The organism is Niameybacter sp., assembly GCF_036655075.1.
Taxonomy (GTDB): Bacteria; Bacillota; Clostridia; order Lachnospirales; family Cellulosilyticaceae; genus Holtiella.
Genome location: NZ_JAVVQU010000018.1, coordinates 9,864 through 35,679 on the forward strand (window position 1 = coordinate 9,864; position 25,816 = coordinate 35,679).

The window sequence follows — 25,816 nt, forward strand, 5'->3', positions numbered from 1 at the left end:
AGATAGGCAAAGGCTTGTTGCAGTAGGCATAACTGAAGAAATGATACGAGAGCACACCAAAGAAGTTTCTATATATGACATAGAGAACATGAGTTTTGCTAAAGATAATACTATATGGGTGAATGAAGTGCTTAAGTATGAAGGTGGGGAAGACTATGCACGTTGTATTATCGATCCTAGTTTTCCAGAACACGTAGGGACCCTGAGTTCTACTGAAAGTATGGATACTAAGGGTAACTTTCCTTATGCAAAGGAACTAGAAGATTTAAAACAAACGAGAGAATCTTTTAATACCTACCACTATCCAAAACAAGATAGAGGAGAAGTTGAACTCAAACTAAGCTATGCTAAACTTTATGAACCGTATAATTGGGTAGTTTCTATGGGTGTTTATATAGATGATATTGCAGCCCTAGTGGAGCGAAATAGTGAAATGCTCTCAACAGGACTGAAGAAGCAAAGTGAGTTAAGACTTATAAGTACATTAGCACTTTTAATCAGTTCAATCAGCATAGGATTAGTCATTTGGCGCTATCATCAAAAGAAAGAGCAAGAGCTTGTAAGAGAGAGAGAAGAAATGCTTAGGCAACATTGTGAATTATTGGAAGAAAAATATGAACGAGGTCATACCCTTATACATGATATGAAAAATCATATGATGTGTTTACAGTCTTTGATGCATACGAAAGCTGAATCACAGTTCATAGAGTATCTAGAGGAAATGAATCAAGATATTGAAAAGTATTCTTATAAAAGGATTACAGGTAATGAAATATTTGATATTATTTTAAATGATAAACTGGAAGTCATGGAAAGAGCAAATATTACATGTAAAGTGGATGTTGAAAAGGTAGACTTAAGTTTTATGAGTGTGAAAGACAGAGTAAGCCTTTTTAGTAATATGTTTGACAATGCGATTGAGCATATCAGTGAAGAAGCGCCAAGAAAAGTAAAATGCATGCTCTATACCTTTAATGAGGCTTGGATTATAATAAAAATTGTAAATACCTGTACAAAATCACCTAAAGTAAAAGGAAAACAATTACTTACATCTAAAGAGAATAAGGTGTATCATGGGTATGGTATGAAAATTATGGATAAGATTGTCAAAAACTATAATGGGAATATGAAGTGGGCGTACAATGTGAGTCAACAAGAGTTTCATCTTGTAGTAATGATTCCTATACAATAAAAAAGCCTATTCACCTCTGAACGAAGAGTGTGAATAGGCTTTTTAGGTAAGGGGATACTTATGCAGCAAAATGATGGGTAATCTATAACATATTGGGAATTAGGGGTTGCATACTGTATAGAGAGTTGATCGCAATTAGGGAGACGATCAAAATATTTTGTGCATAAGGGGAAAGGGGGAGCCTATCCCATAAGTAGAATAAATGAAATATCGTCATAAATCAACATAAATTGCAAGAATGCACTATTTTGCTGTAAATTCGATTAAAGCATTGAAGAAATCATATAAAAATATGTTAATGATTAAAAGAAAGTAGGTTAAGATTATGGCAAAGGTTTATCAATTTCCATCGAAGGGGGCTTCAGTAGCTAAGCCAACCCCTATTAAGTCTGAGGTAGAGCTTCAACTTAGAAGTACTATGAATTTACTTATTGCAACATATAAAGAAAGCCACAAAGGGCTTGAGGATATTAAAAAAGAAATTAAAGAGATGGATGGCACTCATTTTAAAAATGGAAAAGAAGTATTAAAGCAAATCAAAGCAATGAATAAAAAATTTCTCAAATACGGTGTGAGTGTAGGGGGGTATAAGTTTTTAACTTTTGAGGAGACAGAAGTCATTTATGTTAATGCCAACCAACTCTTTTATATTGGAAAGACAGAAGCAGATAAAAAATCTTATACAACAGGCAATTTTATTGACCAATATAATACTTATAAATTTACACTTATATTAGATGAAAGTTTATATCATATCATTGATGAACGTATGCAAGAACTCAGCATTACCATTAAAACATTAGAAAATACAAAAATTTAATATTTACCTATTAATTACTGATAAAAATTTGTAAATGAGGCATACTAATCTTAAAATTTGTTTCAAACAGGAGGTTAGATATGCCTAAATTACGTTGTACGGTGGATAATTGTTCCTATAATAAGGAAGAGTATTGTACCTTGAACTATATTTTAGTCGATGGAGATGGCCAAGTGGCTACAAATGTGGAAGATACATGTTGTACGAATTTTGATGCTTCTGAATACACATTAAGTAACCAAGAGCATATGGCACAAGCTGTGGTAGATATTAAATGTACAGCAGATCATTGTATATTTAATGAGGATAATGTTTGCGAGGCAGAAGAAGTAGGTATGGCGGGTGCATCAACTTGTACATGTAGCCAAGATACGCAATGCGGCACGTTTAGATGTGGAAGAAGCTAAAGGCTTCTTCTTTTTTTATAATAAAAGAGGGATAAATAACCTAAGTTGTTTTTTGAAATTTCTTCTAGGAGTATAATAAGAAAAAAGAGAATACTTAGAGGAGAAATAATCATGAATAAACCAGTAAAATGTATAGCGTGCGACAAAATAGATGAAAAACATACTTTATATGATGCCACTTTACCAGATGACCAAAGATTCCAAAGGCTTATCACTTCAAATGGTGAAAATCCAACATTTTGTTTTGAATGTTACGACGAACTTTTAGAATGTGCAGCAAGGTTGTATCAATTATTTGATGAAGATACAGAACATATGATGAAACTCATCTCAAGAAGTGATATTTTACAATGTTTAAAAAATAAAATGTGTCTTTAAGAGTCAATATTTCAAAAAGCCCCCATGTAGATTGCTGATTATAGCAAGCTACATGGGGACTTTTTTATGCAAGTGATCCCTTTTCTAAGGACGTGCATAGACTATAGTACAAGGGGAGGGGGGGAAGAAAATGAAGAAAAGAAATCTATTTAAATTTTGTAAGTTTATTTCCTTACGGGATAAATGTCTTATACTCTTTATGGTCGCATTTATGTCGTATTCGGGAGTTACTTTGCTTTGTGGCAAGGCACTTGGAAATGCCAGCAATATAGACATTATCGTTCGGACAACAATGGCAGCTATATTTGGTTATTTTATTAGTAGCAATTTTATGAGCAAAGAAATTGTGAGTAAGAAAAGTAGAAAGCAATCTCATGGACTAAAAAAGTTAGAGTGTACTTGTAAAATTGAAGAAGTTATACAAGAACCAAAAGAGACGAATCTAGACAATAAGCAAGAAAATAGAATACAAATTATGATTGTAACTGCAATAGGATTGATTTCACTGTTCATTTTGTTTTTATCAAGAGAGTGTACAAATACTCCACAAGATGCCCTTGCTACGATTTCACAATTTAGAAGTTTTGTTAGTGGTTGTGTAGGTTTTTTGATAGGTATACCCCCTGAAAAAAAACAACAATAATCCAATATAGAGAGGCTGTTTTATAACAGTCTCTCTATATTGTTTTAACATTTCCCCCCAAAGTGCATATATTAATAATAAAGCATAAAGGAGAGAGGATATGAGCTATAGCACATACTATCATGAAGCAAGTTATACCCTGTATGAGAAAGTCCCAACAAGTAAAAGTATTGAGGTTCAACCAATTAAAGAAGCTGCAGAAATACAGGCTGATATTAAACTAAATCAAGTGAGTGTAATAACTTTTTCAGGCGTCATTTATAATGAGAAGATGGTACCGGTGTGTGGGGAAAGTGTAAAAATTATTAAACCATGCACCCATAGAGAAAGCACTTATTTTGAATTAGTAGCCTGTACCACAACAGATCAAGAAGGCCACTATAAAGTGGAAGTCTACGGGGAGGAAAATCAGTTATATGTGATTATAGAAGGCTGTAAAATACTGCCTATACCAGTAGATTGTCAAGAAGAAAAGCAAACTTATTGTGTAGAACACAAACACTGGAAACGGAATGATATAAAAAGTACGAATAATAGTGAACCGATGGAGAAAAAAGGTATAGCAATAAGTGATTATCAACATTTTTAGAGGGTGACAAAAAGAGAAATGGCAGTGTAGATATGGCAATCGTCTAAACAATAAGCAAAAAGGTTTTCAACATAAACTTTACGTATAGAAAGGGAGCTTATAGCGGAAAGCTCTTCATGCATGATATGAGAATAAGTTGTTGTATGCATAGTGTGACAAAGGTCTTTGATCGTGTACTGATAGATTAATGTCAAGGGGAGAGAGAGCATAGACTCGTCTCCTAGAGCTAGGGGACGAGTTGTGATGGTGACTTTATGGAGTGTATAAATAGGCCAAGTCTTATAAGGAATAGAAACTGTAAAAGAAGTAGAAAGATTTATGAAGTTGTCTAGGATTTTTGGCGTATAGTCACAAATACCTTCATATTTTACAAATGCATGCTTAAGAGGATACATAGTATACACTCCTTTCTTAGTTTGAATAGTTATTTTATGGCCTTTTACTAGAGACGAACCATTACAAGTATGGATGCACAAGCAAAGAAACAACGATTATTAAGGACACGCCAGGATACATTTTGAATTTTAGCGTCAATAGGCACATTAGCACTGGGCGTTGCATTTTCAGGCAGTATAATAAAAGTACTAAAAGGAAGGGTGTAGTGAGCCGTACAAATGCAAGAATCTATTTCATTAGAAGCATATTCTACACTCATTTCAAATAAAGCATGCACCATTAATTTGGAACCGGTAAGGGTTTGACCGTCTATAGCGATACCTTTTGGTGTTTTGATAATGTAAGATTTGAGCAAACTAATCTGCCCACCTATAGTGTTTATTACATCGATATCAGGTTTATCCAAAGGAAGCTCTAAAGACTGCTCTAGAGAAACTTGCTTAAAGGTAGAGGGTGTAAGAGGGATAGTAAGTTTGAAATTAGGACATGTCATATATTTGGTAGAGTGGTCACAGATATAGTACATAAATTTCGCACATACTTCATTGATGATAGCATCTTCGTGATGGAGGCTTCCGGTGACTAAAGTAGAGAATGTGATAAGCGTTGTATCCCCTTTTGGGATAGAACCAACATTAATAGGCGCACCTAGTTCTACGCTATTAATGAGGGTGCCATTGATTTTAAAACTACCGTCTATAAGTGTGGTACAACAAGACGTATTTTGCACAACTACGTTAAAAGCATCTATGTCGCCTTTATTGGTAATATAAAGTGTGTAGTCTAGATGATCATGTAAATAAGCAATAGATTGACTGACTGACCCTGTTATTTCTATCTGAGGATTTAAGATGTGAATTTGATGGGGTTCACTTTTGACAAAGCCCATTTTTTCTTGGGAAGTGCCATAAGGCAAGTAACTATAGTAGCCGGAACAAATGTTTTCAATGACATCTTTTTTGTGATCTAAAATAAGTGCATCAAAAGTAAGGACTTTAGAAGCTCCGGCATTAAGGGTATCTAAGGAGACACCACTAATAATAGAGGCATTTGAAACAGGTACTTGGTCTAAAAATACAGAGCCTGTTATAAATTTGAGTTCAGGTGCGAGTAAATCTTCGACTTTAAGATGAGTAAGTTTGAGGGTTCCTACATTGGTTGCTGTAATCTCATAGGTAATAGTTTCACCTACTACAAAATCTTGGGTTTTAGTAGATTTTGTTAGCAAAAGGTTGGCACAAGTGAGTAACACCCCTTGTTCATCCACTGCCTCCACATAAAAGATTTTTTCATAGCCTCCAGATAAAATTTTAAACATGCCTACTGTAGGATAGCTCAGGATCTTGACGGGTGAAGCGGTTTCTAAGACCATGAGCTCAATATCTACATGTTTGGTCGTATGAGGGGGCAAATCACCAATGCTCATCCCTTCTGTTAAGGTGTTACGCAGGGGTTGTTTATTTTGCTTAATGCTTAAAATTTTTAAGAAAGATGGGATGTTTTCTTTAAGAACTACTTCTTTGATAGGTACTTCGCTATCATTTGTAGCAGATAGGGTATAGGTAAAACATTCCCCTAAATTGATTGCTGTCTTATCGGCTCGCTTGGTCAAGGTGAAGGAAGGTTGGTGTAAGGTTAGACTATGAGAAGCAGTTAGTCCATCGTAAGTGTGCTGTTTATGATTTAGCGTGTAGGTGTATTGGGTGAAAAGTATAGTTGTAAGTGTAGCTATAGAGGAAGAGGAAGTAGGTGCAGCTTTAAATTGCAATTGATGCGTTTCTTTCGGTGACATAGAAGTAATCAAATAGCCTTCTAATAAGTTGCTATGAGTGAGTGTATGGTCCAAAGTGAAGTCACCTCTGTATTGTATTTCAAGAGGTAAGGCTAAAGATAAATGAATATCAGTAAGGGGTAAATCGCCTGTATTGGTAAGGGTTACAGTATATTGAATCAAATCTTCTAAAAAAGCAGAATCGGTATTGGCAATAAGTTTCATGTGAAGAGATGGTCGCTTGAGTACACAGGGTTTGGCTATTTGTGTTGCCTTTAAGGTAGAAGCTTTTTCTAAAGGAGTAAGCGCATAAGTACATTTTACTTCACAAGAAGGTGCCATATTATTGGGAGGTGCTTCAAGAAGCAGTGTGGTGAAAGCAATAGTACATAGTTCACCAGGTAATAGTTTTACTAAAGAAATGCCAAAAGTAGGAATACTAATCAAATCACTAATCCCATTAATCATGACAGAACCCTGCTCATAAGTCATTCCTTCAGGCAAGGAGGCTGTGAACAAAAGATTTTCAAGAGGTAATGAACCTATATTGCGTAAAGTAGCCATATAGGTCAAAGTGTCTTGAAGTGTAAGTTCTTGATGACTTGGAACAAAATCTATTTGTAAGGCAGCTTGTTCAATATTGACCTGTACAGGTATAGAAACACTCAAATGGCTAATAAGAGAGGTAGCGCTTATGGTGAAGCTATCTTGAGTAAGGGGGGCTAGGCTGGGGGTATAAGTAAAGTGCCCTGTCGATTCATTTAAGTTTACTTTTCCCCGAGCAGGCCCAGATTCTAAGGCATAAATAAGTGCACCCTCACAAGGATCACTCACCTCAATACAACTTTCTAAAAGATCACCTACAAGTACTTTTTCATAGATAGGGCCTTTTCCAATAGGTTCGGGGGCACAGATAAGAAGCGGTAAATCTAATACCTCTCCATCAGATGCAGGACCTAAAGAGCGATGGTCTATATGTAGCAAGGCATGCTGTTTGACTTCTAGTTGATCAGTGGTAAGCCTTAAGCGCATATAAGTGTGCCCAAGCAGAATTTTATCCATAGGTGGGCGCTTAAAGGAAAGGGTTACTTTTTGCGGCGTATTTAAAAGTGAAGGGATGAGTACAGGTTCTAGTGCTTCAACTTGTTCAAATTGTCCACTTTGATTCCAATCTATCCAGCCATATAAAGTAGCTGTGACACCTGTTTGATTTGTGATGTCTATAGTTACTTCATAAATAGGAGATGCCAAAGAAGCATTTGGAATGGGTACTTTTGAATGTAAAGTAAGCAAATCAGTATGGACGTGACGAGGACCATTTTCAGCAAAACTCGTCGTGTAAGGTATCGGGGCTGTACCTAAAGAGATAAGCAGAGGTGAAAGCAAGCTGCGACTAAGGCAAGCTGAACTAAGGGAAAAGTCCAAGGTAGAAAGTAATTCCCCTACAGCTACTTCATCTTCAATAGTGATACGGTAAATAGCACCTTTTGAACTATCAATTACATATAGAAATCCATCATAGTCAAAGAGCATCTCATACGTAGAGAAAGTACCAATCCCATGAGTTGTTAAAGTAATGAGTGTATCAAGAGAAGGATCTAACCGAAGTACTTGACCATCCGTACTTAAGGTGTACAAATAAGGTAGATGGGGATGTGCACACCAGCTACTTATTGGTAAGGAAGGGATGGAAAAAGATGTGGCAACTAAATAGTCAGGGGCAGTTTCATCTAGATTAAGCGCATAAAAATGAGAATCTAGATTTTCATACAAGTAAAGTATACCTTGTGGGTTAAGTGCTATGGCTTGATAAACTTTCTCAGGAAGGCCGTTAACGGGACAAGTATATATTTTACCCTGGACATCTAACTTACAGAGTTGATGTTTTTTGACGTCATAAAAGTATAAGAGCTGATCTAAATCATTATAAATCAATGTATGAGTTAAGGGAGTAGGACGAACATCTAATAAAAATTTTCTTACCCCTGTAACAAGGTTAAGCGTATATAAGGTAGACGTAGCTGAGTCAAGCATATAAGCTAGGTCCATGCAGTCAAAGGGCATAGGCATTGAGATACCTCCTTTTTAATAAAATTAATGAGCATGAAAATCTAAGCTAAGTAAAACATTTTGGTCAAAGTAAGTAGGTGACTTAATATGAGTGTGGGTAGAAGTAATTGAGGGGGTAAGGGTAAAGTGACCAGTTTGTATAAGTTGTTTGATAGTAGCAGGATCAGGGAGTTCAGGAACATTTAAAATAATGGTTTTTAAAAAGGTATAGTGTATGGCGTGGATAGTCTGAGCGACAGTATCTGAGATGTAGGTCATTTCTTCATTTAGGGTAAGGAGTACTATAAGATTTATCCCAGTTAAGATTTCGCCTTCAAATGAACGCCCATGAAGTGTATCAACTAACTTATACTCACTCACTTCAGGTATGATTTCACATTTGACAAGTTTTAGAATAGGTGGCTTATGAGATGGAATGCAAAGGTGTTCAAAAAAAGTATCTTCTTTAGAACAATGTACAGCACTCATGTATGCCACCTCCTTTAATACTTGACACAGAGGCTATGGCGATGAGTGTCAAGTTATAATATAGGGTTCTTGAAGATAAACCAATACCATAGCAATCTACTATAAGAGGGTGGAGATTAAAGGTTTGCTCACTAACACCATATTCAATAGGAATATAGACACTAAAAGGGTGTGTATAGTTTAAAGAGTGAACTTGTGAACATGCATGAGGATCAGAATAGTTAAACCTAAAGCAAGCATCTCCTTTTATAAAAATTTTATAGGCATCAGGCATAGGGTGAAGCACTTCGTAGGTAGCTAAAGTAGCTGTTGCTGACACTTCCGTCACATTCTCTAAATCTAGAGATGCGGGGGGAAGTGTATAAATGCCACTTATATTAAAAAGTCTAAAATAAGGCGAATCAACGGTGTTTGGTAATGTCATAAGATACCTCCTTTTGAAACTGTTTAAAGCATGAACAATCAGAACAAGGTTTGTGATAACAACGATTAAGATTAGAAAATAAAAGATGATTGTAAAGTACATTGTGTGAGTGTACGTTCAAATAATAGCAACCAATGTCGCAACTTGTATGCTCAAAGTAATAGAAGCCGCTAGCATCGGTAAGGGTGTTAGCAAGTTTTGTAAAAGTAAATTGAGGTGGGCTATAGCGAACTTCTATCAATTCAACATCAACCTTATAGAGTGGAAGCTGATGCTGAGTTAAAAGTTGCCCCCAAAATTTAAGGTGATGATAACTAGAAACACTCAAATTCATTTGTAAAGAAGAGGAAGCAGTAGTGTTAGTAATCAAGAAAGGGTTACTCTCGCCCAAAATACAAGTTTCAATAGAATAGTCAGTGGGATCATAAGTATCAGCAATCATGCAGGCACCTCCATTAGATGAGGTTAGGACAAGCCTCATTTGCGTCATCAATAATAATTTCTCTACCTGTATTAGATTTACCCACAAGAATTTTATACCAAGCATTTTCATTAGAACAAATATCAAATTGGTAAAACCCTTCACAGTCACTTGTGGTATGAGCAATACCTAGGTATTCAGGACAAGATTCAGAACCTATAATTTTTACAAGTTTGACAAGGGCATTAGAAATAGGTTGCTGGTTCATATTCAAAATTTGTCCCCATAACCTGATAGCGGAGTATTCGCCAACTCTAATATCGGCACGTATTTCACTAGTAGAAATAGAAGGGTTAATATTAATGGCTGTACTATTGCCAATAATAATTGTTTGATCAGATTGCATGATGAAACCTCCTCAATATGGAATATAATTATATATATACATTCTTGTAGACGAATATTTATAAAATACTTAAAAAGGACAAAGCTCCAGTGTAAAAACAGGATATGTTTGAATACCTTAAGGGTGTACTTAATATATATATATGGAATAGATTGTACGGAGGGGGGGAATAGGCAAAGTATGAGGGAAATTAAAATATGGGGTATTATACAAGATGAAGAAGGCTCTGCCATACCTTATGTGTGCGTACGACTGTTAAGAAAGGTCCAACATAATAGGCATACGGTATATAAAGATGTAGCAAAGTGTTGGTCAGATGAAGGAGGGCGATATGCCTTCCAAGTGTCAAGAGAAAGGGAGTGTGTTTATAAAGTGGTGGTTATATGGAGCTTATAAAAAATAAAATTCGTGTTGTCAGCTACTTTTTACCAAGGAATGCTCAACTTGTTACACTAGAAAATTATTGTGGGGAGCCAGCTGTTTTGGAGGGGGATTTAGACCAAGATGGGGAACTAGAGATGATGGCACTCTATAAAAAGGATGAAATTTATTATTTGATAGGTCTTAAAAAAGAGAAAAAATGGTATGTAGCTTGGAATCGAGCTGTGAAATATAAAGGTGTTCAGCATTTTCAAATCACCCACGTACAAGATGCAAAAAGATGTGAGGTAGCTATTGCAGGAAAGATTGAGGGTATGGCAAAGAGCCAATTGATGTTGCTTGAATGGACAGAGGAAGCAGCACAATCGCTCTTAGCTGATTATATTGCTTATGATAAATTATATATACAAGATGTGGATAGTCTAGATGGGAAAGACGAAATTATTTTATGGAAAAATAAGGAACTTGAGGCCTATGATGTACATATTTATCGCTATAAGAAAGGTACACTTGTTGAAGATACAAGCTTAGATGCTTTTTATTATCCTACCATTGTGGGATACTATGAATATTTGCAGGAGCTTTACCCAGAAGAAACTATTTATACGACGTATTTAGAAGAGGCTCGCCTTAAATGTGTGAGTGGTACAAGTAATAAAACGGATATGGACTTTTTACTTGGTATGAGTGCTTATTTAGAAAAGGATGAGGTAGAGGAAGATGTTTTTTTAACAGGAAAAAAAGAAAAAGATGCTGATTATTTTACTCATCTTCAGCTCGTAGCCACACATGGTCATCAAACAAGAAATCAATTGATGAATTTGGAAGTAGAAAAAGTTTATGATTACGAGATGAAAGTAGGTAGATTTTTAGAAAGTGAAACAGAACAAGTTTTTATCAAGATAAATGCCAAGACGCAAGAGGCCCCTACCAGATGTTGGATAATTGGCATAGAACGTGGTTATTTGTATAATTATTTACAACAAGAAATGTATTTAGAGGCTACAAAATATAGAGAGAGTATAGCACGAGAGGGTGAAGTAAAGGGGACTTATGAAGAGGCAAGTGGCCATGACGAAATCAAAAGAGAGATGGCACAAGAAAGAATAGATAAGCTAGGGGAAGGTTATCCCATTGAAATAAGTGCGCAAGCACCTCTTATGCTGGGCATGAAACATACTATATGGTGTGAAAAAACAAATCAAGTAGTAGGTTATAAGTTAAGACTATTCAAAGGAGAAAAAAATCAGTTTAAGCTATATAAAACCTTTGTTATGAGGGAGGAGGAAGGAGGATAAGATGATCATTTGTTTGGAAGTAGATAAGAGCTTTGCAAAGCTTCAAGATGAAATAAACTACAGTATCACTATTAGAAATGAAGAACAAAAAATAGATAGCCTACGCATTGTAAATCCTTTTGATGAAGTCATTACTTTTAAATGGGTGAATATGAAAGAGATTCTATACAATGACAGCAAAATTGTAACTGAGGGTTTTCTCATTAAAAACTTGCAAAGTTGGGAAGAAATCAAAGTGACTTTTGTAGGTGAAGTCATAGATTTTCCAAGAGAAAATCTTATTACTCAGATGGCGGATGTATACTACAATGTTGGAAAAGAAGCTTACGTGCTCACAAGTAATGCTGTTATGACTTATATCGTGGATGCGAATATAGCTTATAGGGCAGGTAGTTTCGTACTACAAGGGAATAAAGGTGCAGTCAATAGGGGAGAGGATATAACTTACAGCGTTAGTATAGCCAATAAGGGCAATCGAAAAGCTGAGCAGATTTTAGTAGGACCGCTAGCACCTCATGGCACATATTTAATACCTGATACAATTAAAAGCCTAGAAGGGAAGACCACTTTAGTAGAAGAAGGAAATATGTATATAGAAGCATTAGATATAGGAGAGATGAGAACTTATTCTTACACAGTTAAGGTAGAAGACTTCCCGTGTGTAAAAGAAGTGACACAAGCCTTACATATACAGTATAGACTCACTTATCCCAATCGACAATGTGTTGTTCAAGAGAGCACTACAAACGCTGTAGAAATACCTATAGAAATGGTATACTTCACAGGCAAACAAGAGCCCTTACGAAAATGTGTTTCATCGGAGTTTGCAACAGAAGGAGATGAGCTCACCTATACTTTTGAAGGCTGTAATGTAGGAACAGTAAGTGCCTGCAATATACAGGTTATAGATACTATACCAGAGGGGGCAAGGTGGATACAAGATAGTTTACTTATAAATGGACAAAATGGCTATAAGATGCAAGAAGAGCCTGGGGAGCAAAGTCGCCAGATTCAAATTGCATTGCCAGATTGTTCCCCAGGTGAAGTGTTTAGTATAAGTTATAAAGTAGAAGTATTAGGTGAGTGGCCTTTAAATGAAGTGTTGCAAACAATGCCAAAGATGACTTATTGGTATGGCGTAGCAGAGCACATGGTAGAAGAGGAAGTTTATGTGCAAGCTGAACCGACACAGGTAATACTTGCCTGTATAGATCCACTAGAAAGGCATCTAATAGAAGGACTTGAAGAGGTTTTTACATTAGGTGACACAATAACAACTCATTTATCTTTTATGAATAAAGGAAATGTGCCAGCAAACAATATAGAAATTGTTCTAGATGTTCCAGTAGGTGTAGTAGTAAGTGGAGAAGGATGGTTGCAAGAAGGGGAAAAGGTGAGTAAGTGTTGTGATGCATCCTTAGAACCACAAGCATCTTATACAGAGGAGTTATGTGTTGAAATAATAGCTATACCTTTGCCCTCACAGGCATTTATAAATGCACAAGTCATTTATACCTATAATGTAGGTGAAGAACATATAGAACAAGTAAGTGCCCAAGAAGTACTTCCGCTAGTCATTGAAGCTGCTTGTATAAGTGAAGAATGGGAGGATATAAACAAGTGCTTCTATCCGGAAGAGGTATGTGTAGGGGAAGAAGTAGTCTGTACTTTTACACTTACTAATACAGGCAATCTTACGGCCTATGACATTACTATACAAGAAGAAGCGGTAGAAGGACTCTGCTTTTTAAAAGAGTATGCAGATGAGCTCTATATAGAAAAGCTACAGCCTAAAGAAACACAAACTGTGACTTATAAGGCTCAAGTGATAGGACTACCACCAGATGGAATGCTTAGTCCTAGATCACAACTCACTTATCACTATACAACACATACAAACAAATGTTATACCAAGGAAATAAGTTTTAAGGGGCAAGGGATACAAGTAGTAGATGCATATATAAGCCCTTTTATCCAGCAGAAATGTGTCCAACAAGTAGAAAGTTATTACTATGCAAAAGGTGATGTAGTTCACTATGCACTAGCTATTGCTAACTTAGGAAATGTATCAGCAGAGAATATTGTATTAGTCCTACCAGAGCTACAAGAAGCTACTTGGAGAAACAACAATCCAATGGTACTGAATCAACTCATGCCAGGTGAACAGCAAGTTTTGGACTATTATATGGATGTTACACATATACCTTCCCAGGGAATTATTAAAGTAGCACCTTTACTAGGCTATACATTTATGATAAATAATTATAAATCTAATAAAAGTAGACAGATTGAAAGGAGCTATGCCTTAGATTCTATAGAAGTAGCGATACACTATGCATGTATAGAAGAAGCAAATGGGTTGACAAGAAGTGTAGAAACGACCATCACACCTCTTCATGAAGTCGTGTATTACACAGTGAATCTAAAAAATGTGGGTAATGTAAAGGCACTAGACGTACGCCTACAAGAAAGTGCATCAGAGACCTGCATTTATGAAAGAGGTACATTGACTTTAAATGGCATAGCGATAGACAATAATCCCCTCAAAGAAGCTATATTATTAGGAACGGTAGAACCTGGAGAAGCCTATAGCATACGTTATGGTGTGAAAGTGAGTGAAATACCTGTAAGTGGATATTTTGATACGAGAAGTATAGTAACTTATGCATACAATGTAGGCACTTGTATACGCAAACAGAAGACCGTAACAGAGCCTATCAGTGTACAGGTAGCAGATGCAGCACTTCAACTTGTAACAGGAGTAGGCGGATACAACTTAACTGAGCAAAATATTGATTTGGAAGAGTCCTTTAATTTTGATGTAACTATTTGTGCGAGAGGGAATGAGGAAGCGTACAATTTGTATTACTGTATTGAAGGAGATGGGGTAAGTTTTGAATCCGATTTTGGATTAAGGCCTATGCAAATTCCAACAGTACTACCCAATCAAACGAGGGTGATTTCTGCTATAGGCAAAGTGAAACAGTTCGTTCTAGATGGGAAGCTATGTATAAGAGGAAAGCTTTGCTATGAATTTGGTTCGGGGATGTATAGAAGGCAACACACCTTGTATACAGAAGAACAAAAGCTTTACATTTATGCAGCAGGTCCACTGACACCCGAGGCTTTTAAATTAGAAATGAGCCACAAGGTGGTACATGTGGGAGAGAAGGTTACCTTAACTTTATGGCTTACAGGGGAAGGCAACTGTCCTATGGAGCAAACTATGATTTACTTAAAAGGCTTTGAGAAATTAGGTTTTCAAGTAGAAGAAGTTTATAGTGAGCAAGAGAGCATACTGTTCAGGTCTATAGAGGAAGCTTTTTGTTTAGGTACAATTTATCCTCAGCAAAAGAAGCATATTACTATAGAAGGATTTATGACACATATATCCAAAGAGACTATGTGTGAATATGAGGGCATGCTTACCTATCAGTATATTTCAGCGACAAGTTCAATGCCTAAAAAAGTTTGTTGTCCTACCCTAAAAGGAAATTTTATCTTTAAAGAAAGTGGACTTTCACAGGAAGGGAGTATCACTTTAAGAGGGGATAAAACATCGTTAAGACAAAACGAAACCATCGTATATAGCCTCAAGATAGCGAATAAGGGAAATGCTAAGACAGAAGGAATAAAGATTCAACTGATGATAGATGAAAGGCTAGAGATAGAAGCAATACCAGATCATGTTAAAGGGGGGGCTTACACAGGTGAGCTCATATCAGGTATCTATATTGAAAAACTTAGGATAGATGAAGAGATAGAAATAAAATTTAGAGGTCTATTGAAGACACTTGTGACAAAGGAAGACTTAGCTGTGTCAGGAACTGTGATCTATGAATATGAAGATGGTGAAGAGGTATTAAAAGTATGTGAAAAAGAAATTCCACCTTACTTTGTAACGATTGAAAGTGCAGATTTTGAAGGAGAATATTTCAGTCTAATAGTAGATAAGAAAGAAGTGGATGAAGGTAAGACTGTACACTGCCAAATACACTGTCAAAATGGCGGGAATAAACAGGCGAAAGGTGTTAAAGTACAAGTGATGTTACCAATAGGATTCACTTATGTACAAAAACCTTTTTATGCTAAGAACAAAATCAATAAAAACGGTACAATAGAAATAGGGACACTACAACCTATGGAGAAACGACTTATAGAAGTTGACTTAGTGGCAAGTCAACTTACAAGAGAGTATCAAGAAAATGACAGAGTGCAAGGAAACTGCATAAGTGCAAGACTCACCTATAAAGAACGGGAAGAAGAGGTGGAAATACAAGCACTTCCTATACCTTTAGCTTGTACATGTCCATTACTAGAAATGAACTGGGAGTTGGATACAGAAAGAGCTATTGTAGGAGAACTCGTACAGTATAGGTTGTATATTCACAATAAGGGGAATCGTAAAGCAGAAGCAGTCACTATAAGTGATTTACTTCCAGAAGAAGTAAGGTATGTAACCGGTTCTTTGAGGGTAGAAGGAATGCAAGTAGAATTTGAAAGTTTAAAAGAACAAGGGAGTACGTACGAGGAAGAAAGAGCAAGGGGCTTCTTACAATTAGGAGACATAGAGCAAAAAGAAAAGATTGTGCTCATTTGTACAGGACAAATTGAACGTATGCCTTTAGACAGAAAGATTGAGCATAAGACAAAAGTCACTTATCAATATCTATTAAATAATCAGATAGAAGAAGGGTTGGTAGAAAGTAAAAGAAGTAAATTAGAAGTAGAAACAGCGCAGTTAGAAATTTTTAAGCAATGTAATAAACAAAAAATGAATGTGGGGGGTGAAGTAGAGGTAAGTGTTAAGTTAATTAATACGGGTAGTATGCCTTTAGATCAAATCATTTTTTATGATGCATTGCCAGAAGGCCTATTATTTGTAGAAGGAAGCTTCAAAAGAGGCGGGAAACGTCAAGGGATAGTCGACCTTGGTACGGGAGTTGGACTGGGAGCGCTTAAACTACAAGAACAATGTATACTTTCATATAAATTAAGAGTAAGTAACTATACAGGTACACAATTGGAGCACAGTGTTTATGCGGACTATCTATTTAATCAGGCAAACTTTAAAATAAATAAAAAAAGAAGTGAAGTTTTAGTCGATAGACTAGAGTTAATATCACCCTATCAAGTGCTACTTAACTATGAAACTCAAATCTTTTTGTCTTATGATGCACCCGACCTTTATGAAATTTTAAATATTGAAGTAGAGGCAGAAATATTAGAGGCATATTGTGTGAGTGACCATCCTTCAGAAGCAGAGATAAAAGGGATTTTAAACTACGATATTACATATAGAGGAAAAGATGGAAATAGACAAATTAAGGTGAAAAAAGTATGGAATAAGTGTATAGAATTAAGTTATGAGAAGTCTAAAGAACGCTTGCAATTACAAGTAATGACGAAAAATATAGAGTATGTTATTGTTCATAAGCGTGCCTTGAAAGTGGAAGTAGGGCTTAATGTGAGTGAAACTTAAATAGAGAAAATACTAGGATAACAAAAGGGGATGAATTGAGACATCCCCTTTTGTTATGCGTAAGATAATAGTTTATCAGCGGTGGCAAGTATCATTTGGGCAATGTGTAGGACAAGTTGGGCAACTTGGTGTGTGGCCAGGGTATTTGACGCAGGTTGGTGGATAATAACCGTTGAAAGCATTGCAACTAATTCCATGATTTGCAGAAGGTGTAGTACATACAATAGGTGGGCAATAAGTACCGCAGTATAAGTTAAAATGATGTGCTGGGACAGGGGGAGCCATTGAAGTGAGAGAACAATAAGTTGGAAGTGGCATGGAAAAACTTGCTTTGTTACATGTAGCTGCTGCATTTGAACATGTATAACAGGACATAAAATAAGCCTCCTTTTAAAAAATATAAGATTGATAAGAGTAATCACTATAATAATATGTAAAAATAAGTCGAATGGTGCTTGAAATAGAAAAAAGTTTAAACTATAAATAAAGACCTATAATTAACTAAAAATGTAAAAAAATGATTATTTTAATGAACCCAAATAATGGTAATTTCATACTATGTAAGTAGGCAATAAATAGTGTGCAATTTGTCTAGAGGAGGATTTATGAAATGGCAACACACATGAGAGAACTCATCGAATACCATGGTGTAAATAGATGTGATTATGGAAAACTCCCCTATTTTAAACAAATAAATAGAGATTTTACATTTTGCGTATCTATGCAAAAACCCGATATAGAACAAATTGTTAAAGTATGGGTTAAGCCAGACATTGTACAACAAAAAATTGTAGTAACACCAATAGGTACATCACTCGAGGGGCAACGTGTCACAGGATACAAAGTAATGGTTATGGGAGATATTATGTATAAAGTTGAATATGTAGTGCTTGAAGCAAGTCAAAGTTTGCATACAGCCCATGTTACCATTCCATTTTGTGGAGACATCGTATTACCAGAAGAATTTAATACCAATTCTATTGTGATTACAAGTGTAAGTGTAGAGGATATTTATTCTGAACCTATGGATACACGATGTATTTATAACAACATTACAATGATGCTTATTGCAGATTTGTGCTAAGGGGAGGGAAGAAGATGAAGGCATTTGAAACAGGCAGTTGTATGCAAGGTGTGTTACCTACAGAGGCAATGTATTTTAAAGAAGAAATAGTATGTGAAGTGCTGAGTATACCGATACAAAAACCAGATATGGAAAGAATGCTAGATGTCATGATATGGCCAGAAATAGTGCATGTTAGTTTGGTGGATACACCTAAAGGGCGTTCTTATGAAGGGCAGAACTTGTCAGGGCTTAAATTAGTAGCAGAGGTTAACTTAAAAGAGAAAGTGACCTATGTAGCCAATGAACCTAAACAAAGTGCACATGCAGCATACTATGAAACACTTAAGAGTGTCTTTGTTGTGTTGCCAGAAAAATCACCTAATGGAACAGATATTTGTGAGCTTTTTAGAGCAAATAGATTAACCGTTTGTGCCTATGTAGAAGATGTATGTGCACGTATGTTAGACTCAAGAACCATCCATCAATGTGTCATGTTGTTTGTAGACATAAAATTATGTTAGAAAGGAGATATTCAACATGCCACAATACGTACCTAAATTTATTCTTTACAAAAAAACACAAAATACGTATGCAGTAGTAGGTCAGACACTTATTTATAGTATTAATGTAAGTAATGATGATACCATACCTTTTACTAATATAGTTATTTATGATGTTTTGGATGCACCACTTAGTTTCAAAGAAGGAAGTGTAAAAGTAGAAGGAATGTTGTTGCCAAATGCAAATGTTTTTGCTGGTGTACCCATTGGAAGCCTTCTGCCAGGAACGAAGAAGACAATCACTTTTGAAGCCACCGTTTTAAATCGTGACAATCTTGTTGCAGTGAATCAAGCTATCGCACGATTTAATTATCAGCCAGTAGATGGACCAGTTCTAGCAAACCAAGTAGCTAGTAATAGTTGGGAGGTTAAATTGTACCTAGCAGAGGTAGAGGTCATTAAAACAGCAGATAAACAAGAAGTCAATTTAGGTGACGAAATTGCTTATACAGTCAAGCTTGGTAACATAGGAGATTTACCAGCAAATGGCGTATGTTTTACAGATATTTTGCCTCCACAGATAGAACTTGTAGAAGGTAGTGTGAAAGTACAAGGAGAGGTGGTAAATGGGGTAGAACTTGATAAGGGAATTTTTCTTGGCAAGATTTTACCTCGTGAAAGTACAATGATACAGTACACCACAAAAGTCATAAAGGCTAATTGCAGTGGTCTTTTGACTAATCAAGCGCATGCTACATTTAGATATGAGCTACCTTTTGGGGATACAGGTGTACTTGAAGGGGAACCAGTAGCCGTAACAACCTATACAAAACTCAATATCAATACTTTTAAACAACTCAGCATTGAAGCTTACTTATATATTCCAGAAGTTAAACCGTGCATAGAAACACTTAATACAGTAACTGGTACAATTGATGTTAAAGGATGTCATGTGCTTAAAACACCACAAATGGTTAGTGAGGAAAAACAAATTTTAACAGGCTATAAAGTAATCATTTATAGTATTTTAAATGTAGTCATTGAATATACAGCACTGGGGGCAGATCAAAAGGTACATTCAGCACATTATGATGTACCTTTTAGCACTTTTGTGATGCTGCCACCAGATTATGAAATAGGCAGTAAACTAGATATATCTGGTGTAGTAGAAGATATTTATTATCAAGCTATAGATATACGTTGCTTCTTTACTAATGTGTCTGCACTCATTAATGTAAAAATTTTAGGCTGTTAAGTTTCAAGGGAATGAGTTGTCTTATAACATCTTAACAAAATCCACAAAAAAGTAACACCATAATCGCTTCAGGCATAATATATAGAGAAAACATTCTTTTCACTTAGCAAAATAATTTTAATTATTTATTAGGAGGTAGTAAGATGTCAAATTATGAAGCGAATACACAATATGGATGTCAACATCAAAGAATGTCTAACGTATTATGTGGTAACTCAGTAGACATTAAAATTACAAATTTTGATGCTGCAGAAGTAAGGGCAGACGTATTAGTTGAATCTGCAACGAAAGATGGTCCTTGTAACGTAGTACGTTTATGGGGACAAATAAAAGATTGTGATGGCAATCCTGTGCCTAATGCACTTTTAAAACTTGTAAAAGTAGTCTGTACAACAGCAGGAAAGCAATACCAAGGGATGGCACATACCGTAAGTGACTGCGAAGGATTTTATCAATTTGATCTTTGCTATTGTGATGGAACAGAATGTTATAAGATTCTTGTAAGTAAAGCTTATACAGGACCAGAGCAAATTACTGAAACAGGCGCAGGTAATTGCTGTGCATGTACTGGCCGAGGCTGTGGAGGAAATGGACACGGACCTTGTCATGAATATCAACCTATCATTGTTCAAGGTGGACCAGAGCATCAATGTACATGTGAACCTAAACCATGCCCACCATGCCCACCAACACCACCATGCCCATCATGGCCAGTAAAGCCACCTTGTACACAATATCCTCAAAATCCACCATGTCCACCATGGCCATGTAAATAATTTGTGAATAGGGTAAAGCACCTTCAAATGGGAGGTGCTTTTGCTGATTATTACAGAAAATCAATAAATTAATTATCTACTTCTTACTAAATTTTAATCTAAAAAGTATGAACCTATAAATAGGAAAGGACATAGATTATAGTAAAGATATAAATGCTTTCTAAATATGAAAAGGGGTGTAAGGAATATGTCATGTGAAAGATGTGCACAAAATAGCTGCAATAGGATGCCTGTAACTAAAGGAAATAAGAGTCAATGTGAAGGACAAACGCAAGTATACAATAAGTGTTATGACATCAATGGTGGTAACTATCATATAGTAGATACAAATATCTGCAACAATTATTACAATCGTTACAATCATTATTATGTGACACAACGCAATATTACAACAGATTATGTAACAGATTACAATGTTTTTCATTACAATCAAGAAAATATTTATAATGGTTGTTACACATTAGGGTCATATAATAGTGTAGCGAATGGCCAAGGTTACGGTCAAAATGGAGCAGCAGGATGGAACCAAGGTTACGGTCAAAATGGGGCAGCAGGATGGGATCAAGGTTATGATCAAAATGGAGCAGCAGGATGGGACCAAGGATGTGGTCAAAATGTAGGAGCAGGATGGGGCCAAGGCTGTGGTCAAGGCTGTGGTCAAAATGTAGGAACAGGATGGGGCCAATGTTGTGAGCATAAATGTATGCCTAAACCATGTAGGCCTTGCTGTAGATAAATATAAAATATGATTTAAGTACTGTGGGATAAAGTAAGTATTACAACGGAAAGTCTAAAGTAGAGAGGGATTAATAAAAGAGATGGAACCATTTTAGAAGGATTCCATCTCTTTTATTTGTTTACTCAATGATAGTTTCAGGAAGTAATATTTTTTTAGGCTTAGGATTTTTATAGAGGAGCCGATAAAGGAGTTCTCCAGCTTTTCTTCCGATTTCAAAAGGGTTTTGGTCAATGATGAGTGGTTTGAAAGAGAGGAGGTGTAGATAGTTTTCAAACTCATTATCAAAGAGCATCAACGTCAAATCTTTAGGGATTTGAAGGCCTATATGTTGCAGATAGGGTGCTAGTTTCATGCCATAGCCAGCGCTCGTGGTGATGAGTGCACTTAAGTTTGGATTGGCTTCAAGATACTTTGAAAAGGATGAAAAGAAGTCGGGTGCAGTGTGGTCACAGATGAGTTGTAATTTGGAATCAAAGTTACCTGTAACATCTAGAAGGGCACGCTGATAACCACGAGAGCGGTCTTGAACAGAGCTGACAAGCTGCGGGTCTTGACTAATAAATCCAATGTGGGTATGCCCTCTGGATAGGAGATATTTAGTGCTATTATAGGCTGCTGTAAAATGGTCGCAAGCCACATAGCTTAAGTCTAACCCAGTCAAATAGCGATCGACCAAAACAACAGGGAAGTTATTTAAGCTCAATTTCAAAATTTCCTTATTATACACGTTGTTATCAGTAGGATAGATGATAAGTCCTTTACAATTACCTTGGGTAGCTACTCGAACCATTTCTTCTTCTGTTTGTGGGTTGCCACCTGTCACAAGAATGCCAAGATACAAATGGTGTTCAAATGCAAAGGACTGGATGCCCTCTTGGATTTTACTAATAAAGTTTCCACCTACTCCAGGCACGATAAAGTAAATCATGGGATTTTGTTTTTCCTTGTTAAGAAGTTCTAGTTCACTGGCCTTTGATGCAATAAAAGTACCTTTGCCTTGCTTGCGATAGACTAGCCCATCCTTTTCTAAAGTTAAAATAGCGTTTTTAGCACTAATGCGACTTGCATTAAAGCGGAGAGCGAGTTGGTTCTCAGAAGGTAATTTGAAGTCGGGGGTGTTTTTGTTTCGTTCAATAATCTCTAGGAGATATTTACGCATACTGATGTATAGTGGCTCACTTGACATTGGCGTTAAACCATTTATCTAAACACTCTATTAAATTATTCTTTGCCATCTGCAAGTCTGTTTGGGCAAGTATATAAAGACCTTTCATAAATCAGTAACCTCTCCTTTTTTACTACATTACAGATACGCTATAATAGTTTACTTTTGTATCTATATAGCTTCCATTTACATAGTTTTCTTTTTATTATAGTAGTAATTATGCCTCTATGCAAGGAAGGGGTCTATATCAAGTATACCAAGTTTGTGATTTTTTTGAGGAGGTGAGATTGATTATACCGTATACATCCTTTAAAATCTACTTATAAGCAAAAGCGTTACGTTTATACTCAAACCACCACATTCTAGGAGGATAAAGAAAATGGCTAAGAAAAAAGCACATGTTATTTCACATACACATTGGGATCGCGAATGGTATTTACCTTATGAAAAACATCACATGCTCTTAATTGAGTTTATGGATACTTTACTTGATACATTAGAAAAAGATCCTGAATATAAAAGTTTCCATTTAGATGGGCAAACAATCATCTTAGAAGACTATCTTCAAGTAAGACCAGAAAAAAGAGAGCTTCTGACAAAAATGATTCAAACAGGTCGTATCCACATTGGGCCTTGGTATATCCTTCAAGACGAATGGCTTACAAGTAGTGAAGCCAACGTACGTAACCTTCAAGTAGGTCATCAAGATGCTGCTATGTATGGTGATATATGTAAAGTAGGTTACTTCCCAGATTCATTTGGTAACATGGGTCAAGCACCTCAAATGCTTCAACAAGCAGGTATCGAAACAGCTGTATTTGGTCGTGGGGTTAAACCAACAGGCTTTAATAATGAAGTAAGTGGAGAAGCATTTGAATCTCCATACTCAGAAATGTACTGGGAAAGTCCAGATGGATCAAAAGTACTGGGTGTACTTTTTGCTAACTGGTATTGTAATGGTATGGAAGCGCCAACAGATAAAGAAAAGCTTGTAGAGTACTGGAACCAAAAGCTTGAAGGTGCAGCACACTTTGCATCAACAGATCACATGTTATTCATGAATGGATGTGACCATCAACCAGTTCAAACAGATTTAAGTGAAGCCTTACACAATGCAGGTGAATTCTTCAACGACGTAGAATTTATTCACTCTAACTTCCCAGAGTATATTGAAGCCATTAAAGAAGAGCTTCCAGACAATTTAGTAACGATCCACGGTGAGCTTAGAAGCCAACAAACAGATGGATGGTGTACACTTGCAAATACGGCTTCAGCACGTATTTACTTAAAACAAATGAATGCTAAGTGCCAAACACTCTTTGAAAAAGTAGCAGAGCCTGTCGCAACACTTGCACATAAAATGGGTATGGAATACCCTCACCACATGTTCACATATGGTTGGAAAGTCCTTATGCAAAACCATCCACATGATAGTATCTGTGGGTGTAGCGTAGATGAGGTGCACAGAGAGATGGTATCTCGTTTCGAAAAGGCAGAGCAAGTTGCGCTTCACATTATTGATGAAGCAATGAGCTACATCAAAGCTAAACTTGATACAATGAAGTTCAAAAATATCAGTGAAGAAGCAGAACCATTCTTCGTAGTGAACCCAACAGGTCACACTAAAACTGGTTTACTAGAACTTAAGTTAGAAGTGGCTAAAAAATACTTTGGACCAGGTTATGTACAAGGTGCAATTGATGATGCAAATGATGCGGTTGTACCAGCTTACAAAATTGTAGATGAAAATGGGAACACTGTAAATGGTCAAATCGAGGCGCTAGGCCTACACTTTGGTTACGACCTTCCAAAAGATAAATTTAGACAACCATATATGTGTCAAGAGCTTAAAGTCACTGTAGAAGTAGATACACTTGAAGCTTTCGGTATCAAAAAACTTGCACTTGTACCAACAGAAACAAAAGAAGTAGCTGAAGGCAACCTTGTACGCGAGGGCCGTATCTTAGAAAATGATTGTTTAAGTGCAAAAGTAGAAGATAACGGTTCTATTACAGTTACACATAAAGCAACAGGGAAAGTATTTGAAGAACAATGTATTTACGAAGACCATGGTGATATGGGTAACGAATATATCTACTTCATGCCACTTGGCGAAAAAGCAATTACATCAAAAGATGCAAAAGCTGAGATTCGTGTAGTGAAAAATCTTCCTCACGTAGCAGAGATTGAAACAAAAGTGACAATCCACATTCCAAAATCAGGTGACGAACAACTTGCTAAAGAAATGAGAGAGTTAGTTTGGTTCAATGGAAGAAAAGCACAAAGAGTAACAGAAACTATTCCAATGGAAATCACAACAGTATACACATTGGAAAGACTTGGAAAAGGTATTAAAGTTAAAACAAGCTTTAACAACGAAGCTCTTGACCATAGAGTACGTGCACTCTTTACAACAAACATTGAGACACCATACCACTACGCAGATTCTATCTTCGAAGTTGCAAAACGTGATACAGTGCCTTCAAAAGAGTGGAGAAATCCATGTAATGCACAACATCAACAAATTTTCATCAACGTACATGATGAAAACGTTGGTCTAACAGTAGCTAACAAAGGTCTTAACGAATATGAACTCCTTCGTGATGGACAAAATACTATCGCCTTAACAATTCATAGAGGTACACGCGAACTTGGAGACTGGGGAGTATTTCCAACACCAGAAGCACAATGCTTAGGTCACCAAGAAGTAGAATTTGAAATCATTCCTCATGGTGCTGGAGATGATGCATACGCTTCATACATCCATGCTTACCAATTCCAAATTCCATTTGCAGCAATGCAAACAACTATGCAAGAAGGTGAAGTCAAAGATTACACACCAATCATGGTACCAACAGCTGCACCAGGTGTAATTTACTCATCTCTTAAATTAAACAATGAAGGTCATGTAATGACGCGTTGGTACTCTGTATCAGATCAAGAAGCAAACCTTACATTAGAAACAGATATGAACGTATTCATGAGTAACTTACTTGAAGAAAATCAAGGTGTAGCTGCTCACACAGTAACAGTAAAACCATATCAAATCATGACACTTGGTCTTGAAAAATAGTTAAATAGATAAGTGAAGCTCAAAATAAAGCCTGAAGAAATATTTTCATCAGGCTTTATTTTTATGAAGATGAATGATACTAAAAAGATAGAATAT

22 protein-coding genes are annotated in these 25,816 nt (G+C 36.2%); 15 read left to right on the forward strand and 7 right to left on the reverse strand.

All coding sequences use genetic code 11. From position 1 onward, the window contains the following. The 6 genes from RRY75_RS06660 to RRY75_RS06685 all read left to right on the forward strand — a co-directional run. A partial coding sequence (locus RRY75_RS06660) for a cache domain-containing protein (protein WP_332716049.1) occupies positions 1-1,192 on the forward strand: 1,192 nt, incomplete at its 5' end. A 325-nt stretch (positions 1,193-1,517) separates the two neighbouring features. After that, positions 1,518-2,012, forward strand: a complete 495-nt coding sequence (locus tag RRY75_RS06665; RefSeq protein ID WP_332491632.1) for a hypothetical protein — start codon at positions 1,518-1,520, stop codon at positions 2,010-2,012. 80 nt (positions 2,013-2,092) lie between these two features. Then, positions 2,093-2,419, forward strand: coding sequence for a DUF1540 domain-containing protein (locus tag RRY75_RS06670; protein WP_332527462.1), 327 nt, complete (start codon positions 2,093-2,095; stop codon positions 2,417-2,419). A 111-nt stretch (positions 2,420-2,530) separates the two neighbouring features. Then, entirely contained in the window at positions 2,531-2,797 is a 267-nt protein-coding gene (locus RRY75_RS06675; protein WP_332491629.1) for a hypothetical protein, read from the forward strand. Between the two features lie 130 nt (positions 2,798-2,927). Further along, positions 2,928-3,440: a hypothetical protein gene (locus RRY75_RS06680; RefSeq protein WP_332716053.1), complete on the forward strand. Its 513-nt coding sequence runs from the start codon at positions 2,928-2,930 to the stop codon at positions 3,438-3,440. Between the two features lie 100 nt (positions 3,441-3,540). Further along, the gene (locus RRY75_RS06685) at positions 3,541-4,029 is read left to right on the forward strand and encodes a hypothetical protein (protein WP_332491625.1); all 489 of its coding nucleotides are present in this window, start codon (positions 3,541-3,543) and stop codon (positions 4,027-4,029) included. Positions 4,030-4,471: 442 nt separating this feature from the next. Here RRY75_RS06685 and RRY75_RS06690 read toward each other — a convergent pair whose 3' ends face one another. The 5 genes from RRY75_RS06690 to RRY75_RS06710 are packed head-to-tail and all read right to left on the reverse strand — an operon-like array spanning position 4,472 to position 9,985. Then, the gene (locus tag RRY75_RS06690) at positions 4,472-8,266 is read right to left on the reverse strand and encodes a DUF11 domain-containing protein (protein ID WP_332527459.1); all 3,795 of its coding nucleotides are present in this window, start codon (positions 8,264-8,266) and stop codon (positions 4,472-4,474) included. 24 nt (positions 8,267-8,290) lie between these two features. After that, positions 8,291-8,734, reverse strand: coding sequence for a hypothetical protein (locus tag RRY75_RS06695; RefSeq protein WP_332491622.1), 444 nt, complete (start codon positions 8,732-8,734; stop codon positions 8,291-8,293). Next, entirely contained in the window at positions 8,712-9,158 is a 447-nt protein-coding gene (locus tag RRY75_RS06700) for a hypothetical protein (protein ID WP_332527458.1), read from the reverse strand. The genes RRY75_RS06695 and RRY75_RS06700 overlap by 23 nt, the downstream gene beginning before the upstream one ends. Continuing rightward, positions 9,136-9,600, reverse strand: coding sequence for a hypothetical protein (locus RRY75_RS06705; protein WP_332527457.1), 465 nt, complete (start codon positions 9,598-9,600; stop codon positions 9,136-9,138). Before RRY75_RS06705 ends, RRY75_RS06700 begins: the two co-directional genes overlap by 23 nt. Before the next feature lie 13 nt (positions 9,601-9,613). Beyond that, positions 9,614-9,985 (reverse strand): hypothetical protein, encoded by a 372-nt coding sequence (locus tag RRY75_RS06710; protein WP_332716060.1) that lies wholly within the window; start codon positions 9,983-9,985, stop codon positions 9,614-9,616. Positions 9,986-10,165: 180 nt separating this feature from the next. On the opposite strand from RRY75_RS06710, the gene RRY75_RS06715 reads away from it, so the two are divergent. From RRY75_RS06715 to RRY75_RS06725, 3 genes are read left to right on the forward strand one after another with little or no spacing between them, the layout of a single operon-like run. Continuing rightward, the gene (locus RRY75_RS06715) at positions 10,166-10,381 is read left to right on the forward strand and encodes a hypothetical protein (RefSeq protein WP_332491614.1); all 216 of its coding nucleotides are present in this window, start codon (positions 10,166-10,168) and stop codon (positions 10,379-10,381) included. Continuing rightward, the gene (locus tag RRY75_RS06720; RefSeq protein WP_332527456.1) at positions 10,369-11,664 is read left to right on the forward strand and encodes a hypothetical protein; all 1,296 of its coding nucleotides are present in this window, start codon (positions 10,369-10,371) and stop codon (positions 11,662-11,664) included. The genes RRY75_RS06715 and RRY75_RS06720 overlap by 13 nt, the downstream gene beginning before the upstream one ends. A 1-nt stretch (position 11,665) precedes the next feature. Next, the gene (locus RRY75_RS06725; protein ID WP_332716065.1) at positions 11,666-17,146 is read left to right on the forward strand and encodes a hypothetical protein; all 5,481 of its coding nucleotides are present in this window, start codon (positions 11,666-11,668) and stop codon (positions 17,144-17,146) included. Positions 17,147-17,221: 75 nt separating this feature from the next. On the opposite strand, the gene RRY75_RS06730 is transcribed toward RRY75_RS06725, so the two are convergent. After that, complete coding sequence (locus RRY75_RS06730) at positions 17,222-17,521, reverse strand: hypothetical protein (RefSeq protein ID WP_332716068.1); 300 nt, start codon at positions 17,519-17,521, stop codon at positions 17,222-17,224. A 235-nt stretch (positions 17,522-17,756) separates the two neighbouring features. Here RRY75_RS06730 and RRY75_RS06735 point away from each other — a divergent pair, with 235 nt between their 5' ends. The 5 genes from RRY75_RS06735 to RRY75_RS06755 all read left to right on the forward strand — a co-directional run bounded on the left by RRY75_RS06735 (position 17,757) and on the right by RRY75_RS06755 (position 21,479). Then, on the forward strand, positions 17,757-18,230 hold the full coding sequence (locus RRY75_RS06735; RefSeq protein WP_332527454.1) for a DUF3794 domain-containing protein: 474 nt from the start codon (positions 17,757-17,759) through the stop codon (positions 18,228-18,230). A gap of 14 nt (positions 18,231-18,244) precedes the next feature. Next, positions 18,245-18,733 carry a hypothetical protein gene (locus RRY75_RS06740; protein WP_332491606.1) on the forward strand — a complete coding sequence of 163 codons (489 nt, stop codon included), beginning with the start codon at positions 18,245-18,247 and terminating at the stop codon, positions 18,731-18,733. A gap of 16 nt (positions 18,734-18,749) precedes the next feature. Beyond that, entirely contained in the window at positions 18,750-19,967 is a 1,218-nt protein-coding gene (locus tag RRY75_RS06745) for an SPOCS domain-containing protein (RefSeq protein ID WP_332527453.1), read from the forward strand. Positions 19,968-20,110: 143 nt separating this feature from the next. Further along, the gene (locus RRY75_RS06750; RefSeq protein ID WP_332527452.1) at positions 20,111-20,743 is read left to right on the forward strand and encodes a hypothetical protein; all 633 of its coding nucleotides are present in this window, start codon (positions 20,111-20,113) and stop codon (positions 20,741-20,743) included. 187 nt (positions 20,744-20,930) lie between these two features. Next, positions 20,931-21,479 carry a hypothetical protein gene (locus RRY75_RS06755; protein WP_332527451.1) on the forward strand — a complete coding sequence of 183 codons (549 nt, stop codon included), beginning with the start codon at positions 20,931-20,933 and terminating at the stop codon, positions 21,477-21,479. A gap of 121 nt (positions 21,480-21,600) precedes the next feature. Here RRY75_RS06755 and RRY75_RS06760 read toward each other — a convergent pair whose 3' ends face one another. After that, positions 21,601-22,668: a GntR family transcriptional regulator gene (locus RRY75_RS06760; protein WP_332527450.1), complete on the reverse strand. Its 1,068-nt coding sequence runs from the start codon at positions 22,666-22,668 to the stop codon at positions 21,601-21,603. 358 nt (positions 22,669-23,026) lie between these two features. On the opposite strand from RRY75_RS06760, the gene RRY75_RS06765 reads away from it, so the two are divergent. Continuing rightward, entirely contained in the window at positions 23,027-25,720 is a 2,694-nt protein-coding gene (locus RRY75_RS06765) for an alpha-mannosidase (protein ID WP_332491598.1), read from the forward strand. Positions 25,721-25,816: the final 96 nt, after the last annotated feature.